The 15,682-nt window shown below is 36.7% G+C and carries 13 protein-coding genes and 2 pseudogenes; 12 read left to right on the top strand and 3 right to left on the bottom strand.

Annotated features, from left to right (window positions below; translation table 11 throughout):
• Nucleotides 1–7 precede the first annotated feature (7 nt).
• Nucleotides 8–769, top strand: coding sequence for an RNA-binding cell elongation regulator Jag/EloR (jag, locus tag I589_RS16690; protein WP_010766797.1), 762 nt, complete (start codon nt 8–10; stop codon nt 767–769).
• Between the two features lie 245 nt (nt 770–1,014).
• On the opposite strand, the pseudogene I589_RS16685 reads toward jag, so the two are convergent.
• Nucleotides 1,015–2,556: pseudogene (locus tag I589_RS16685) on the bottom strand (IS1182 family transposase); the annotation flags it as partial.
• A gap of 300 nt (nt 2,557–2,856) precedes the next feature.
• Between I589_RS16685 and I589_RS16680 the strand changes: the two are divergent.
• The 6 genes and pseudogenes from I589_RS16680 to I589_RS16655 all read left to right on the top strand — a co-directional run.
• Nucleotides 2,857–3,018: pseudogene (locus I589_RS16680) on the top strand (transposase); the annotation flags it as partial.
• Between the two features lie 975 nt (nt 3,019–3,993).
• On the top strand, nt 3,994–4,305 hold the full coding sequence (locus I589_RS16675) for a PTS sugar transporter subunit IIB (RefSeq protein WP_010766800.1): 312 nt from the start codon (nt 3,994–3,996) through the stop codon (nt 4,303–4,305).
• Nucleotides 4,306–4,320: 15 nt separating this feature from the next.
• Nucleotides 4,321–6,204 carry a BglG family transcription antiterminator gene (locus I589_RS16670; RefSeq protein WP_010766801.1) on the top strand — a complete coding sequence of 628 codons (1,884 nt, stop codon included), beginning with the start codon at nt 4,321–4,323 and terminating at the stop codon, nt 6,202–6,204.
• Between the two features lie 12 nt (nt 6,205–6,216).
• Complete coding sequence (locus I589_RS16665; protein WP_010766802.1) at nt 6,217–6,552, top strand: PTS lactose/cellobiose transporter subunit IIA; 336 nt, start codon at nt 6,217–6,219, stop codon at nt 6,550–6,552.
• A 3-nt stretch (nt 6,553–6,555) separates the two neighbouring features.
• Nucleotides 6,556–7,800, top strand: a complete 1,245-nt coding sequence (locus I589_RS16660; RefSeq protein ID WP_010766803.1) for a PTS sugar transporter subunit IIC — start codon at nt 6,556–6,558, stop codon at nt 7,798–7,800.
• A gap of 3 nt (nt 7,801–7,803) precedes the next feature.
• Entirely contained in the window at nt 7,804–9,255 is a 1,452-nt protein-coding gene (locus I589_RS16655; RefSeq protein ID WP_010766804.1) for a glycoside hydrolase family 1 protein, read from the top strand.
• Nucleotides 9,256–9,597: 342 nt separating this feature from the next.
• Here I589_RS16655 and I589_RS16650 read toward each other — a convergent pair whose 3' ends face one another.
• The gene (locus I589_RS16650) at nt 9,598–9,939 is read right to left on the bottom strand and encodes a heavy metal-binding domain-containing protein (protein ID WP_010766805.1); all 342 of its coding nucleotides are present in this window, start codon (nt 9,937–9,939) and stop codon (nt 9,598–9,600) included.
• Between the two features lie 241 nt (nt 9,940–10,180).
• Between I589_RS16650 and mnmE the strand changes: the two genes are divergently transcribed.
• Together mnmE and mnmG are read left to right on the top strand one after the other, a co-directional pair.
• On the top strand, nt 10,181–11,578 hold the full coding sequence (mnmE, locus tag I589_RS16645; RefSeq protein WP_010766806.1) for a tRNA uridine-5-carboxymethylaminomethyl(34) synthesis GTPase MnmE: 1,398 nt from the start codon (nt 10,181–10,183) through the stop codon (nt 11,576–11,578).
• 16 nt (nt 11,579–11,594) lie between these two features.
• Nucleotides 11,595–13,490: a tRNA uridine-5-carboxymethylaminomethyl(34) synthesis enzyme MnmG gene (mnmG, locus tag I589_RS16640; protein ID WP_010766807.1), complete on the top strand. Its 1,896-nt coding sequence runs from the start codon at nt 11,595–11,597 to the stop codon at nt 13,488–13,490.
• A 383-nt stretch (nt 13,491–13,873) separates the two neighbouring features.
• On the opposite strand, the gene I589_RS16635 is transcribed toward mnmG, so the two are convergent.
• Nucleotides 13,874–14,227, bottom strand: coding sequence for an MmcQ/YjbR family DNA-binding protein (locus I589_RS16635; protein ID WP_010766808.1), 354 nt, complete (start codon nt 14,225–14,227; stop codon nt 13,874–13,876).
• 312 nt (nt 14,228–14,539) lie between these two features.
• On the opposite strand from I589_RS16635, the gene rpsF reads away from it, so the two are divergent.
• Genes rpsF through rpsR form a run of 3 tightly spaced genes read left to right on the top strand, consistent with a single transcriptional unit; the run spans nt 14,540 to nt 15,674 of the window.
• The gene (rpsF, locus tag I589_RS16630; protein ID WP_010766809.1) at nt 14,540–14,839 is read left to right on the top strand and encodes a 30S ribosomal protein S6; all 300 of its coding nucleotides are present in this window, start codon (nt 14,540–14,542) and stop codon (nt 14,837–14,839) included.
• 43 nt (nt 14,840–14,882) lie between these two features.
• A complete protein-coding gene (gene ssb, locus I589_RS16625; protein ID WP_010766810.1) occupies nt 14,883–15,407 on the top strand; it encodes a single-stranded DNA-binding protein in 525 nt (174 codons plus the stop codon).
• A gap of 27 nt (nt 15,408–15,434) precedes the next feature.
• Nucleotides 15,435–15,674, top strand: a complete 240-nt coding sequence (gene rpsR, locus I589_RS16620) for a 30S ribosomal protein S18 (RefSeq protein ID WP_010766811.1) — start codon at nt 15,435–15,437, stop codon at nt 15,672–15,674.
• The last annotated feature ends 8 nt before the right edge of the window (nt 15,675–15,682 follow it).

The raw sequence follows: 15,682 nt of genomic DNA, 5'->3' as shown, positions 1-15,682 counted from the left end.
ATGAAAGATGCCAGTTTATGAAGGCGCAACAGTTGAAGAAGCCATTCAAAAAGGCTTGATGGCTCTTAAATTAACAAGAGATGATGTTGAAGTGAATGTAATAGAGGTAGGGAAAAAAGGATTTCTGGGCATCGGGAAAAAAGAAGCGAAAGTTTCAATGGAACCGACTGTCAGTGAGGAAATCGCAGAGGCAGTTGAAGAAGCTGTTGAAGAAGTTATTTCCGAAGAAGCACCTGTTATCACCGAAATTGCTGTTGAAGTTGAACCGTCTATACATGAATCAAACAAGCCGTTAGAAGATTTAGATGATGAATCTGCTTTAACGGAGTTGGCACTATACCTTACAGCTATTTCTAAAGAATTAAATGCTCCAGCACTTGTTCGTATGGAACGAAAAGATGGCTTGATTATTATGCATTTGGATACGCAAAAACAAGGAATCTTAATCGGAAAGCATGGGAAAATATTAAATGCGCTGCAGTATTTAGCACAAGTATTTATCCATCGCGCGGCTTCAAATAAACTATCTGTTGTTGTAAATGTAGGAGATTATCGTGAAAAACGTCAAGCTATTTTACAACGTTTAGCTGAACGAACAGCTGAAAAGGTAAAACAAACAGGCCGGCCTGTTTTTCTAGAGCCAATGCCTGCGTTTGAACGTAAACAAATCCATTCTGTATTAAGCAAAAAAGATTATGTGAAGACCCATTCTGAAGGAGACGAACCTTATCGTTATTTAGTCGTTGAACCAGAGAAAAAACATTTTTAATTTATTGTAGTGAAGAGGCCGGGACAGAAATGTTCAACTCAAGCATGTCCCATGCGTAGAAGATGATGAGAGCGAAACGAAGTGGAGATGAGTTTCTCCTCTTCCAAACCTTTATTAAAATGTTACGAAGGGGGCGTGACATAAGTTAGTTAGTTACGTCCTCGATAAAAACAAAATGCACGCGAAAATAAAAATATTTTCGCGTGCATTTTGTTTTTTTAGTATAATTGGTTGGTTTAATTACTTATTTTTGCCAGCTTCATCATATTGATTGCCGTAATCAGTAAACCTGATTGCTTTCTTACATTATCTAACCCTCGAACTGTGAATCGAGTGAAGCCTAAACAAGCCTTCATAAATCCGAAGACTGTTTCTACATCAATCTTCCTGCGACTATAAACCTTTCCGGTTTCAGGGGTAGAAAGAAGCTCATTTTGTTTGGCTTTATGATATTCCCAAGCAGGGTTTACTGTAATTTTTCTAATATACCCCTTCGGTGTTAGAGCTTCAGGAATCACTTCTTGATTTAGATCGATTTTTTCTGCTTGATATTCTTTAAACTCTCGAATAAATCCATCTTTATCGGTTCTTTTGCGATAGGCATGAAAATTAAATCGCACACCTTTAGGATCGATATAGTAATCTTCCTGTTCATTGTAAGTCCAGTTCATTATTTTTTGCTCATCGGTTTTCCACTTTTTACTTTTCTCTTTTAAAAAGGTCCCGTAGGGAATAAGCGCGGTATGTTGAGGGAGTTCATCTTCTAGATATCGATAATTACTTTCAGAGCCATACCCTGCGTCTGCGACAATATATCGATGTGATTGGTTAATCACATTCATTTTTTCAAGTAATGGTTGTAAGGTTCTAGTGTCAGTTGGGTTTTGAAAAACATCATATCCTAAAACAAATTGATTACAAGTAGCGATTTGTAAATTGTAGGCTGGCTTTAATTGACCATTCATCATATGATCTTCTTTCACGCGCATGAAAGTAGCGTCATGATCGGTCTTTGAGTAACTATTTCTGGCACCATAAATAGAAAACTGATCTTGGTGTTCAATCAGCTTCTCTCGTTTTTCAGTTAATTTGCGTACTTGACTTTTTAGCGTTCGGTGCTGTTTTTTTGCGGGATTAGGTGAAATTCGTTTCGTTGACTGGACTTTTTTTTCAATTTCTTCCAATCTCAGTTCCATTCGTGTCAACAGCTCATCTACCATGTCTAGTGTAAGGGAAGTCCCTTCGGGAATCTCTTTTACTGCATAAGCTTCTTTTAATTCCGTCATCAATAAAAGGAGTTTTTCACGATTCATCTGATCAAAACGGATCGTGTTTTTCTTCCAGACAAAGCTGTATTTATTCGCATCGGCTAGAATTTTCGTGCCATCGATAAACAACGCATCATCAATCAGATTGCGCGCGCGAAGATACTCGGTCAGATGTGTTAATCCTTTATTCGTCAATTCCTGCACATCATTGGACACGCAGAAACGGGCAATCGTTCGATAAGAAGGTACACGTTCTTGAGTCAACCAACGGGCATATAAATTTTCTTCAGCCAATCGCTCAATCTTGCGACTGGTGAAGGTTTCTCTCGTATAGGCAAACAGAACTAGCTTCATCATGGCACCTAGATCATGCTCTCTAGGGCGTCCAAAAAGATACGGCTCATTGATTTGAAGAGATTCCACTAATTCATTGATGAAAACAGCGACGTGATTTTCTTTGGGAGAAAATGAAGTTGATAAGTCCAAAGTGAGTTGATTCATGTTATAATAGGTATGCATATTTTTAGTCCTTTCAGGATTAAATGTTTGAAGCACAGGGTGCCACCTGTGCTTCTTTTATTTTAACTAAAAAAGCGCATGAAATGAACGGTTTTTCGTCATTTCATGCACTTTTCTGTTAGGGACTTATGTCACAGCCCCTTCATTTTTTAATGACTTTAGTCGGTTTCAATCGCTAAAGTGATTGAAACAAAAAAACCACGCGTACTGCGCGTGGAAGAAGTAGCTTTAGCGATAAAACTCCTTTGGATATACTAGATAAAGGCTACCAACCGTTATCAAATCGAAAGGAGTTTTTTTATGTCAAATGACGATAAAAGTTTAGCACATACTCGATGGAATTGTAAGTATCATATTGTGTTTACGCCAAAATACAGACGAAAAGTCATTTATGGAAAGTTAAGACAAGATATTGGGAAAATATTGAGAAAACTGTGTGAAATGAAAGAGGTAGAGATAGTATAAGTAAAAGAGAGTACAATGATCCATTTAGCAAATAAAGACTAGAAAAAAATAGAGAGATAGCGGTTGGCGGTCTCTTAAAAAAGCTCCCTTGAAGGGAGCAGCAAGTAGTGAGCCCTTCTAGGGCTATTAAAAAGCCACCCGCTATGCGGGTGGATATTTACTTATCTATGTAATAAGAAAATATGAATCATTGATTTTTTTTAAAGCAAAAGTCAGTGATGTCGCTATCTTTGAATTCTAAAGCTTTTTTTTCCTTTATGCCGCTTTCAAAATAGATTGACAAAGAAATCAAAACCAAGTATATTTTACTAGAAATCATTCTTATCGAAGTAAACATGCGATGAAGACGGTAGTCTCTTACTTTGATTAAAATTTGTTTGAAACCTAAATTTCAAACAAAAATAGAAGGCTGAAAATCATTTTATGATGCTCAGCCTTCTATTTTTTTGATTATTGCGTATATTCGCAGAAGATGAGATAAAAATAGCCAAGTACAGAGGAGCATAGGAAGGAATTTACAAAAAAGACGCAAGAGGTTCTTTCGGGTTAGCAGATTTCTACCGTGTTCCTCAAATTATTGAGAAGTAGTGCGTCTCTGTCTCTATTTTTATAGTATAGAAGTCTAGCATTCGTTTATTTCTAAAACCAAGCTATTCTATTTTTCCTTACACACAGAGTAAAGGCTTTTTATATAAGCAAATGAAGCAACGACCAACCATTAGGAGAGGGCGTTGTTTTTTTTGCAGATTCAACATTTTTTAATGAAGGGATTCCTGTCGTTTATGTGCCACTTGTTGTGGATGTAGTTCTTTCATTTTCGAATCACTAAATAAAATCTAGCTGAATGATTTCCTTCTTTTTTCATTACAGATAGATGTTATGAATTTCCTAAAGATAGGAAAAATATCAAAATGATATCCCTTAAAGGGCACTGTATACTTGAATTATAAAGAAAAGAAGGAGGAGAACAAAATGACAACAAAAGTATTATTGATATGTGGAACGGGTGCATCTTCAGGGTTTATGGCAGCAAATGCAAGAAAAGCAGTAAAAAAGGAAGGGCTTGATTTTGAAATCAAAGCGAAGAGTGAATCAGAAATCGGTGACTATCTCAATGAGATTGATGTTCTTTTGGTTGCACCGCATCTGAAATATATGTTGGATGAAGTCAGAGAAGAAGCAGAAGCTGCTGAAGTTAAAGTCGCAGTTATCCCGCAAAAAGTTTATGGTGCACTTGATGGAAAAGGGCTTGTAAATGAGGTAAAGCAGTTACTTGAAAATTGATTTGGGGGGTCATCTTTGAATAAAGAATGGGAGCTACTCAGATATTTGAAACGTAATATGGGAAATTACTGTACCTCGAAAGAATTAGCAGAGCAGTTTGAGGTATCCACTCGAACCATCAGAAACTATATCAAAAGACTTAATGTTATCGATCCAGATTTAATTATTTCTAGTTCTAAAGGCTACACGGCTAATCCTGATAAAAGTTTTGCAGAAATGAATAATAAAAATGTTAAGAATCAACGTAAAATTTATATTCTTCGTCGTTTGATTAAAAATGTTGATCGCGGTCTAGATTTATATGATTTGGCAGATAGCTTATATCTTTCTGATTCCACATTAAAATCAACAATCAATTTCATTAATAAGGATATCAGACAATGGAACCTGTCAATTAAGACAAGAGACTCAAAATTGTATATTGATGGCGACCCGTATGCGATTCGTCATTTACTAATGAATCTTTTAAATCAATCTTCTTTTGAAAATTTTGATATTTCTTATGATGTTCAAGAAATACTTGGGCCAACGATTAAATTAGATGATTTATACAGTCTGTCTCTGACATATCTTGATTCCGAAGCTACGAATACGTATTTTGTTGAAAGTCTTGTTTTTCACATTGCAGTTGCCTTAGATCGTGCGACGACGAAACAAACGACCCATCAAGTAATGACTAGTGTGACAGCGCAAAAAATTGTTGATGAAATTCAAACTCGCTACGCATTATATTTTCTCAAGGAAGACTTAGTTGAGTTTGACGAACTCTTTGAGCATATTTATCACCGGAGCACAGATATATCGGCGTTAAAAGATAATAGACGTATCAAAGAGATTGGAGAGGTATTGAAGGAGCTCGAGAACGTTTATGGGATAAGTTTTGAAAATAAAGATTTTAAAGATCGATTAATTATTCATATCAGCAATCTCTATCAGCGTGCCCAAAAAAATATTTTTTCAAGAAATTTGAGCTTCGAAAAAATTAAAGCGAAATATCCGATTCTATTTGATATTGCTGTGTATCTTGCTTCTTGTCTTGAAAAAAAACTTGGCATTGAGATTAATGATGATGAAATTGCTTTTCTTACCTTACACATAGGATCTTTTTTGAAGAATGATCCTATTCCCAGTCTACGCTTGAAAACAGCCATTATCACGCCGGGGTACCTAAATGAAGGAGCACAAATAGCAGAGCAGATTAAGCGGGAATTTAAAGATGATTTGTTAGTCACAGAGATTTTAGAGGGGAATATTTTTCATCAACTAACGGAACGTTACGATTTGATTATCACTAGCTTTCCAATCTCTGAGTTTGAACAGCTGAAGATTAGTTCTTCCAAACAAGTGGCAGTCCATGATCAACTTTTACCAATTGAAAAAAATGCTATCTGGGAAGCGATTCGTGCAATTAAAAATACGTATTATATCAACGAGATAACCAGTCATTTAACAGCAGTTATTAGAGACAATCATTTTATTGTTCATTATACAGGACATACATATGAGGAGGCTTTAAGAGCTATTGCTGACAAATTACGCAAGAGTCAATCAGTTTCTGACAACTATTTTGACCAGTTAATTGAACGAGAAAATGCTTCTTACACAAGCTTTCCAAGTGGCATTGCTATTCCTCATACACTAGCCATGGATGCAAAGAAAACAGATGTGGTAATTCTGATTCCAAAAGAAAGTATTCCATGGGGAGAAACTAACGTTAGATTAATTGTTGGTCTCTCGATTAGTAAGAAAGATCGAAAAATATTTAATAAGATTTTTCAACGATTTGTGGAAGTTGTATCTGTGAAAGAAAATGTCTTGATGTTAAGCAAACAAGAGAATCCAAAACAGTTTTTAAGTAGACTAATACATTTATTAGGTGAAGGAAACTATTACGAATAAGGAGATGTTGAAATGGAGCTAGGAATTAGCAGGGACCAACTTACTACCATTTCTATGAATGTTATTTTACATGCTGGTAATGCTAGAGACCTTAACATGTCTGCACTTGATATGTTAGCGAAGAGCGACAAAGATTATGATGAAATAAAACGGAAGATGGACAGTGCACGAAAGGAAATAAATCAAGCACATAAATTACAGACAGATATGATTCAACTTGAGGCGAATGACAAAGAAGTTCCTTTTTCGGTTTTGTTTATTCATGCCCAAGACACATTAATGACCATCACTAGTGAAGTGATGATGACTGAAAAAATAGTTACTATTCTTAAAAATTTGGAGGAGTAAATTATGGATAAGTTGACGAATTGGATGACAGACAGCTTTGCACCAAAAGTAAATAAACTTGTCAAGAATCCTTGGATTGCATCCATTCAAGAATCAATTTTGACAGGTATGCCAATGATATTCATTGGGTCGTTTGTTACAGTTTTATCACTTGTTAAAAATGTTTGGGCAGAATTTCCGGATTTTTCTCTATTGAGCACGTTTAGTTTTGGCTTGTTCTCACTTTTTATGTCTTATTTACTACCTGAAGCAATTATGAATAATAAAGGCTACAAGTCAGCGGCAAAACCGGCTGGATTAGCAGGCATCGCATTCTTTTTATTACTTGTTTATCCAACCATTGATACAGACAAAGGGGTCATCACTCTTATGACAGCTGAGCTGGGAACAGGCGGTATGCTTGTTGCTCTAGTTGCAGGATTATTTGTTGGGTTTGTGATGTCTCTTGCTTCCAGACATCAATTGATTAGTGAGGATTCTGCTTTACCAGATTTTGTAGCGGCATGGTTTAATACTATCCTGCCTATTGCATTGATATTACTCATTGGTTGGCTCTTTACCTTCCAATTGCATTTTAACATGAGTCAAGCGATTATGACGGCTCTGCATCCATTGGTAAACATAGGTGGTAGTTTTGGAGGATTTGTTCTGATTATTTTCCTTGGCTACTCATTCCTGTATTCATTTGGAATTTCTTCGTGGATTATTTATCCAATTGAAATGGCCATTGCTCTTCCAGGGATTGCAGAAAATGCTAGAAATGCTGCACAAGGTTTACCGGCAACGAACATTTTTACAGAAGAAGTGGTGGGGACATTTGTTATCGGTGGTGGAGGTGCCACATTAGCTCTTTGTTTTATGATGACATTTATGGCTAAATCAGCTCGTATGAAGATGGTGGGGCGAGCAGCAATTATTCCTTCAATCTTTAATATTAATGAGCCTGTTGTTTTTGGTGCGCCAGTAGCATTTAATCCAACGTTGATGATTCCCATGTGGATTATGGGGCTGTTAGGTCCAGTATCTGCTTGGATTGTGATGAAGATAGGTCTTGTTCCGATTCCTCAAAATGTCTTTGATTTATGGTATTTGCCAGCGCCGATTTTTTCTTATATTTCAACAAAATCAATTAATGGGCTCATCTACACGCTTGTTTTATTTGCCATTTCTTGGATTGTCTACTTACCATTCTTTAAAGTCTACGACAAACAAGCAATGGCAGAAGAAGACGCAGAAATGGAGGGATAATAAATGACCAACTTATTAAATTTAATGAAGCCGATAAAAGGATTTCCTCCCCATTTTCTTTGGGGAGGAGCAGTTGCAGCAAACCAGCTGGAAGGTGCTTGGGATGTTGACGGAAGGGGGCCTTCGCAGGCTGATATTATGGAGCTACCTAAGGAATACAGCCGTAAAGGTTCTTTTGGAGAAAATGTTACTCGAGAAGAAGTTGAACGAGCTTTAGAAGATAAAACAGGGAATTATCCTCGCCGTCGAGGAATTGATTTTTATCATACGTATGCAGAAGATTTAGCGTTGATGGCTGAAATGGGATTTACTTGCTTTAGAACCTCGTTTAGCTGGTCAAGAATATTTCCAATGGGGGATGAAGAAGTACCGAATGAAAAAGGATTAGCATTTTATGATCGTTTGATCGATAAGATGTTAGAACTGGGGATAGAGCCGATAATGACGCTCTCTCACTATGAAATGCCAACTCATTTGATTTTAAAGTACGGAGGGTGGAGTAATCCTAAGCTTATCGAGTATTTTGTCAGATTTTCCAAAGTTCTACTAGAACGGTACAAAGATAAAGTAAACTACTGGATTGTTTTTAATCAGGTAAATGATGTGCATGGCTGGGGAGAATTTCCAGGACTGGGCATTTTGAAAGAATATGGGGAAAAACAAGAAACTGTTAAATTTCAAGCGGTGCATCATCAGTTTATTGCGAACGCTAAAATCGTTGAAATTGCACGTGAAATAAATTCTACAATGAAAATTGGGATGATGCTTGGCTTAAATCCGCTATATCCTGAAACAGATAAACCAGAAGATGTCATGGCCGCATACGAGCTTTGGAGGAAACAGGATCTTTTCTTTTCTGATGTCTTGGTCAATGGAGAATATCCTGGCTATATGATTCATTATTTTAATCAACACGAAATTGAAATCAATACGACACAACAAGAGCTCGATTTGATTAAAAAAAATACGGTTGATTATATTGCCTTCAGTTATTATGATAGTAAAATTGTCAGCGCAAAGCATCCAAATTGCGTCAAACCAAATCCCAATCTTGATGCAAATATTTGGGGGTGGGCAATTGATCCAATAGGATTTCAATATAGCTTTGATTTTCTTTGGGAGAGATACCACAAGCCCTTATTTGTTGCAGAAAATGGGATGGGTTCTCTTGATGAAGTGGTGGATGGAAAGATTCACGATGACTATCGAATTTCTTATCTAAAAGCCCATATAAAGGCAATGAAGGAAGCGATGAAAGAAGGAGTAGACATTATCGGATATGCTTCATGGGGACCCATAGATATTATTAGTTATTCGCAATCTGAAATGAGTAAACGCTATGGGTATATTTATGTTGATCTTGACGATGAAGGGAACGGTACGGGGCAACGAATCAAGAAGGATAGTTTTTACTGGTATCAAGATGTGATTCAATCTAATGGAGAAACGCTGTAGGTTTATTCTTTTCCACTAATTTTCAGTAGTAGAAGAAAGGTGTATCTATTAAAGCCATTCTTTAAATGAACAACTGGAAGGGCGATAAGGTGGCTATAGGCAGCGATAAATAGAAAATTTGAGTGTGGATAGCGTTCACCCAATTTCTTTTTAAAGCGATAGATAACTACGACAACAGTGAAGCAGTAGTTACAGCGCAGAAATAAATAGAGTCGCTTATTTATACTAAACAAAACAATGGATCAAATTTTGTGCGTATTCCTCAGAATTTGATCCATTGTTATTTATCTGTGTATTTTATTTTTGTATAGTCTCTCTAGAAAAAAAGAATCTGCGTCGAATTTATCCAATCGTTGTCTGCGTAAATTGGACAACTGTTCCATAAGCAAAGAGCTCTAGATAAGGGAGGCCCTCTTCTTTGACTGCTTCGTGTTCAAAGTGACAATTGATAACTGCATCAGCACCATAACTAAATGCTTTTTTCTTTAATTTGAACATAATGGATGAGAACACTTCATTTAGATCTAATTGTTCATCAAACAAATCAATTTGGTGTCGTTCAGCGATAAAAATGACATCACGTACTATATATTTTACATTTACATTGCCTGTAGATAAGGTTACATCCTGAATCTGCTCATTATTTTTTTCGTCTTCGGTCAAACCGTCATGAAAGAAACTCATGGTCATCCACTCCTTTTTCTATTCTTAGTTTCTATTTTACGTGTCAGTTGGAGAAAAAGAAAGGCAAATGAGTTCTGGAAATCTTTTTCATAGCAGTAAAATCACTTGCAAGACGTAGAAAATTATGCTACTCTATGACAAGAAAATTGAACAGACAGCAGTCAAAGTGCGAGTCTACCTTTTTAGTTTAAGGGGTGGAGTGGGCGCTTTTTTTGTGCGCTTAGATAGGAGGATATATAAATTGGCTGAAATTACATTAGAGTTTGATACCATTGCTGCTATTTCGACGCCGCCAGGGGAAGGTGCAATCAGTATTGTCCGATTAAGTGGGGATCAAGCAGTACAAATTGCAGATAAAGTTTATCAATCTGGGAGTAAATCACTGATTGAGGTTCCCTCACACACGATTCACTATGGTCATATTATTGATCCTAAGAGTGAACAGATTATTGATGAAGTGATGGTTTCTGTAATGAAGGCGCCGAAGACCTTTACAAGAGAAGATGTGGTAGAAATCAATTGTCACGGAGGAATCGTGGTAGTGAATCAATTACTACAGCTTGTTTTGCGTGAAGGCGCGCGTTTAGCAGAGCCAGGGGAATTTACCAAGCGTGCATTCTTGAATGGTCGTGTGGACCTCTCACAGGCAGAAGCCGTGATGGATTTGATTCGCGCAAAGACGGATCGTGCAATGAATTTAGCTTTAAATCAATTAGATGGAAATCTCTCTCATTTGATTCGTACATTACGACAAGAAATTTTAGAAACACTTGCACAAGTGGAAGTGAATATTGATTATCCAGAATACGATGATGTGGAAGAGCTGACCACCAAGCTTTTACTTGAGAAAGCAAATTTTGTTCAAAAACAGATTGATCAATTATTGGTTACGGCAAAACAAGGAAAAATTCTCCGTGAAGGCTTAAGCACAGCGATTATTGGTCGTCCTAATGTTGGGAAATCCAGCTTGCTTAATCACTTGTTGCGTGAAGAAAAAGCAATTGTAACAGATATTGCGGGAACCACTCGAGATGTTATTGAAGAATACGTTAATGTTCGCGGTGTGCCATTGAAGCTAATTGATACGGCAGGTATCCGTGAAACAGAGGATATCGTTGAACGCATCGGAGTGGAACGGAGTCGAAAAGCGTTAGCAGAATCGGATTTAATTTTACTAGTTTTAAATCAGAGCGAACCTTTGACACTAGAGGATAAAAACTTATTTGAAGCGACAAACGGGTTAAAACGAATCATTTTGTTAAATAAAACAGATTTACCTGCTCAAATTACATTGGAGGAAGTTCAGTCACATCTTAAGGATGAGCCTGTTTTTGCTGTTTCTGTCGTAAAAAATGATGGGTTAGATAAATTGGAAGAAGCGATTGCTGACTTATTCTTTGGCGGACAAACAGGGGAAAAAGATGCAACATATGTCTCAAATACTCGCCATATTGCTCTTTTGGAGCAGGCATCTATTTCATTAGGAGAAGTTGTTAATGGAATCGAAGCTGGAATGCCAGTTGATTTAGTACAAATTGATATGACGCGTTGTTGGGATTATCTGGGAGAAATCGTTGGTGACAGTGTCCAAGATGAATTAATTACACAGTTATTCAGTCAATTCTGTTTAGGAAAATAGGAAAGGAAGTAAATAAATGACACAATTTAATGCAGAATCTTATGATGTCATCATCGTGGGAGCAGGTCATGCAGGATCAGAGGCTGCTTTGGCATCTGCTCGTATGGGCGCAAAGACACTTTTATTGACTATCAATTTAGATATGGTGGCTTTTATGCCTTGTAACCCATCTGTAGGAGGCCCCGCTAAAGGAGTCGTTGTGCGTGAAATTGACGCATTAGGTGGAGAGATGGGAAGAAATATTGATAAAACTTATATCCAAATGCGTATGTTAAATACTGGGAAAGGTCCAGCTGTGCGTGCGTTGCGTGCTCAAGCAGACAAACAAGCGTATGCAACTGAAATGAAGCATACAATTGAAAAAGAAGAAAATTTAACCCTGCGTCAAGGGATTGTAGATAAGCTAATTGTCGAAGAGGGTGTGTGTAAAGGTGTGGTTACAGCCACGGGTGCCGCCTATGCAGCAAAGGCAGTGGTCATTACTGCTGGAACAGCTCTGCGAGGAGAAATCATTATTGGCGAATTGAAATATTCTTCAGGTCCGAATAACTCTCAGCCATCTGTGAATTTAGCCGATCATCTAAGAGAATTGGGCTTTGAAATAGCTCGTTTTAAAACAGGAACTCCTCCACGTGTAAAATCAAGTTCAATTGATTATAGCGTGACAGAAGAACAGCCAGGAGATGAAGAGCCAAATCATTTTAGTTTCAGCACGCCTGATAGTGATTATAACTTGAATCAAGAACCCTGCTGGTTAACTTATACAAATGAAGGGACACATGAAATTATTCAAAGAAATCTTCATCGTGCGCCTATGTTTACAGGAATTGTTGAAGGTGTGGGTGCACGTTACTGCCCATCAATTGAAGACAAAATTGTCCGTTTCTCTGATAAGCCACGGCACCAACTATTCCTTGAACCAGAAGGCTTAAATACAGAAGAGGTCTATGTACAAGGGTTGTCTACTTCTTTACCAGAGGATGTTCAAGTGGAGATGCTTCACTCTATTGCTGGGTTGGAGAAAGTAGAAATGATGCGGACGGGATATGCTATTGAATATGATGTAGTTGTCCCTCATCAGTTACGTCCAACCTTAGAAACAAAAGTGATTGAAAATCTTTATACTGCAGGACAAACAAATGGGACTAGTGGATATGAAGAAGCCGCAGGTCAAGGATTGATTGCCGGAATCAATGCAGCATTAAAGGTTCAAGGAAAAGAACCATTTGTCATGAAGCGCAGCGATGGATATATCGGTGTGATGATTGATGATTTAGTGACAAAAGGAACAACTGAACCGTATCGTTTACTAACTTCACGAGCAGAATATCGGTTAATTTTACGTCATGATAATGCAGATTTGCGTCTTACCGAAGTGGGGCATCAAATGGGGCTAGTAAAGGAAGACCAATATGAAGCGTATCTAAATAAAAAACAAGCAGTAGAAGAAGAATTAACTCGTCTAAAGAAGATTCGACTTAAACCTACTCAAGAAGTACAAGCATTTTTAAAAGAAAAAAATTCTGCAGAGCTAAAGGATGGACTCTTGGCAATTGATTTCTTGAAGCGACCAGAACTCAGTTACGAAGAATTAATGAAATTCATTCCTGCAAATGAAGCATTAAGCAAAAAAGAAATTGAACAGGTTGAAATTCAAGTAAAATATGAAGGCTATATCAAGAAAGCCTTAGAAAAAGTAGATAAGCTAAAACGAATGGAAGCAAAACGGATTCCAGAAAATATTGATTATGAAGCCATCAATGGATTAGCAACAGAAGCCAAGCAAAAACTACAAAAAATTCAACCAGAAACTATCGCTCAAGCAAGCCGAATCAGCGGTGTCAATCCATCTGATTTAAGTATTTTGATGGTCTATATTGAACAAGGGAAGATAGCGAAGGTACAGGTTTAGAGTAGGGGTGCAAAAACAGTCTGTCAGAACATTACTAATTACTGGTGTAGTCTGACTATATCAGACTTGACTGATTGGTATCTGCAAGTCAATAGCTGTCCTGTTTATTTTTCAACCTATTTCTAGTGGGAAATTAAGTGCGTTAAAAAAATAAACAGTTGAGCACAAGTAAGTGAACGGCCGTTACTCAATAAGCTTCAGAAGTAAACTTCAATAGCTTTTTATAATACAAGCAATAGATTTCTCTTAGTCACCTGTTTAAACGGTGGCTTTTTTTGTTCAATTAAACAGAATTTTTTTACTTGAGTAGATTTATGTCATGGATGGTGAAAGACATTCTTAAATGAAAAGTATTAACAGAGTTAAACCGTACATACGTTTAGTTATTTTGTTAATAAATAACTTTCTTCAACCCATTGCAATAACTCTTTTTTTGTTACTGCCTCCAATGAAATGGATACCCAATGCTCTTTATTCATATGGTACGCAGGAAAATACCCTTCTTTAGTTAATAGAAGAGCAATGAGGTCAGAATTTAGCTTAATACCTATAATATCTATTTTCTCTTTTCCTGATAAACCAATTTTTTCTTTTGCTACATCAGTAATAATAGCAAACCATTTTTTATTACGTTTATGTCTAAAAACAGCATAGGTAGGAAATTTTTTGAAGGGATATTCAGGTTGACTATTAAAAATTTCAGTAATTGATTCAATAAGTTCATCTCTAGTAATCATAGCTGTCTCCTAGTTTATTTTTCTATATACTATCACAGGAAGAACACGCTTGAAATTAAAAATGAACTATAAACTATCAAATAAAAAAGTTCTTTTTTTTTGCGTATATAATTAATGAAGAGGAGAAATCTTCTTTAAGAAATAATACGGTTGTAATGATGAAATAGGAAAAGAAGACAAGATTATTTTTGATGAATCCATTGATTTCACAGGGAGAAAGGTGTATAATACATGTTTGTGAACAGGTTTTTAACCTGTTCTCCTTGCTCTTGTTAGAACAAGGGCCTAAAGTCCATAGGGAGGTGAAGATCAATGGAAAATACGAAATATGAAGTTATGTACATTATTCGTCCAAACATTGATGAAGAAGCAAAAGCCGCTTTAGTTGAACGTTTTGACTCAATTTTGAAAGATAACGGAGCAGAAGTTATCGAATCAAAAGATTGGGAAAAACGCCGTCTAGCGTATGAAATTAACGGTTACCGTGAAGGAATCTATCACATCGTAAAAGTTTCTTCTCCATCAAGTGCAGATGCAATCAATGAATTTGACCGTCTTGCAAAAATCAATGACGATATTATCCGTCACATGATTGTTAAAGAAGAAGCGTAAGAATTGTTTCACATGAAACAATTGATGAGAGGAGATGACAAATTTGATTAATAATGTTGTATTGGTAGGAAGATTAACAAAAGATCCTGACTTGCGTTATACTGCTAGTGGAACAGCTGTTGCGTCATTTACTTTAGCAGTAAATCGTAATTTTACAAACCAAAGTGGAAATCGTGAAGCTGACTTTATTAACTGTGTGATTTGGAGAAAATCTGCTGAAACAATGGCAAATTATGCACGTAAAGGAACTCTTTTAGGTGTAACTGGACGTATTCAAACACGTTCTTATGATAATCAACAAGGTCAAAAAGTTTATGTTACAGAAGTTGTTGCTGAAAGTTTCCAATTATTGGAATCTCGTTCAACTTCAGAACAGCGCCAGCAAGATAGCGGAAATAGTTTTGGAAATCAACAATCTACGAACCAATTCGAAAGCCAAGGGCAAAACAATTTTAATCAACCAGCTCAATCATCTAACAACGGTATGCCTGATTTCAATAGAGACAGCGATCCATTTGGTGGATCAAGTAATACTATTGATATTTCAGACGATGATTTACCATTCTAAAGAAATTTTGATAGGAGGGAAATAAGGATGGCACAACAAAGAAGAGGCGGGCGTAAACGTCGTAAAGTTGACTATATCGCTGCTAACCATATTGATCACATCGATTATAAAGATGTTGAATTATTGAAAAGATTTATTTCAGAACGTGGAAAGATTTTACCACGTCGTGTAACTGGTACTGGTGCGAAAAATCAACGTAAAGTTACGATTGCTATTAAACGCGCACGTATTATGGGACTTCTACCTTTCGTAGGCGAAGAACAATAATAATTTCA

This window comes from Enterococcus phoeniculicola ATCC BAA-412 (genome assembly GCF_000407505.1).
Taxonomy (GTDB): domain Bacteria; phylum Bacillota; class Bacilli; order Lactobacillales; family Enterococcaceae; genus Enterococcus_K; species Enterococcus_K phoeniculicola.
Note: the sequence above shows the minus strand (reverse complement) of the source record. Positions and strands in the feature narration are given on the sequence as shown.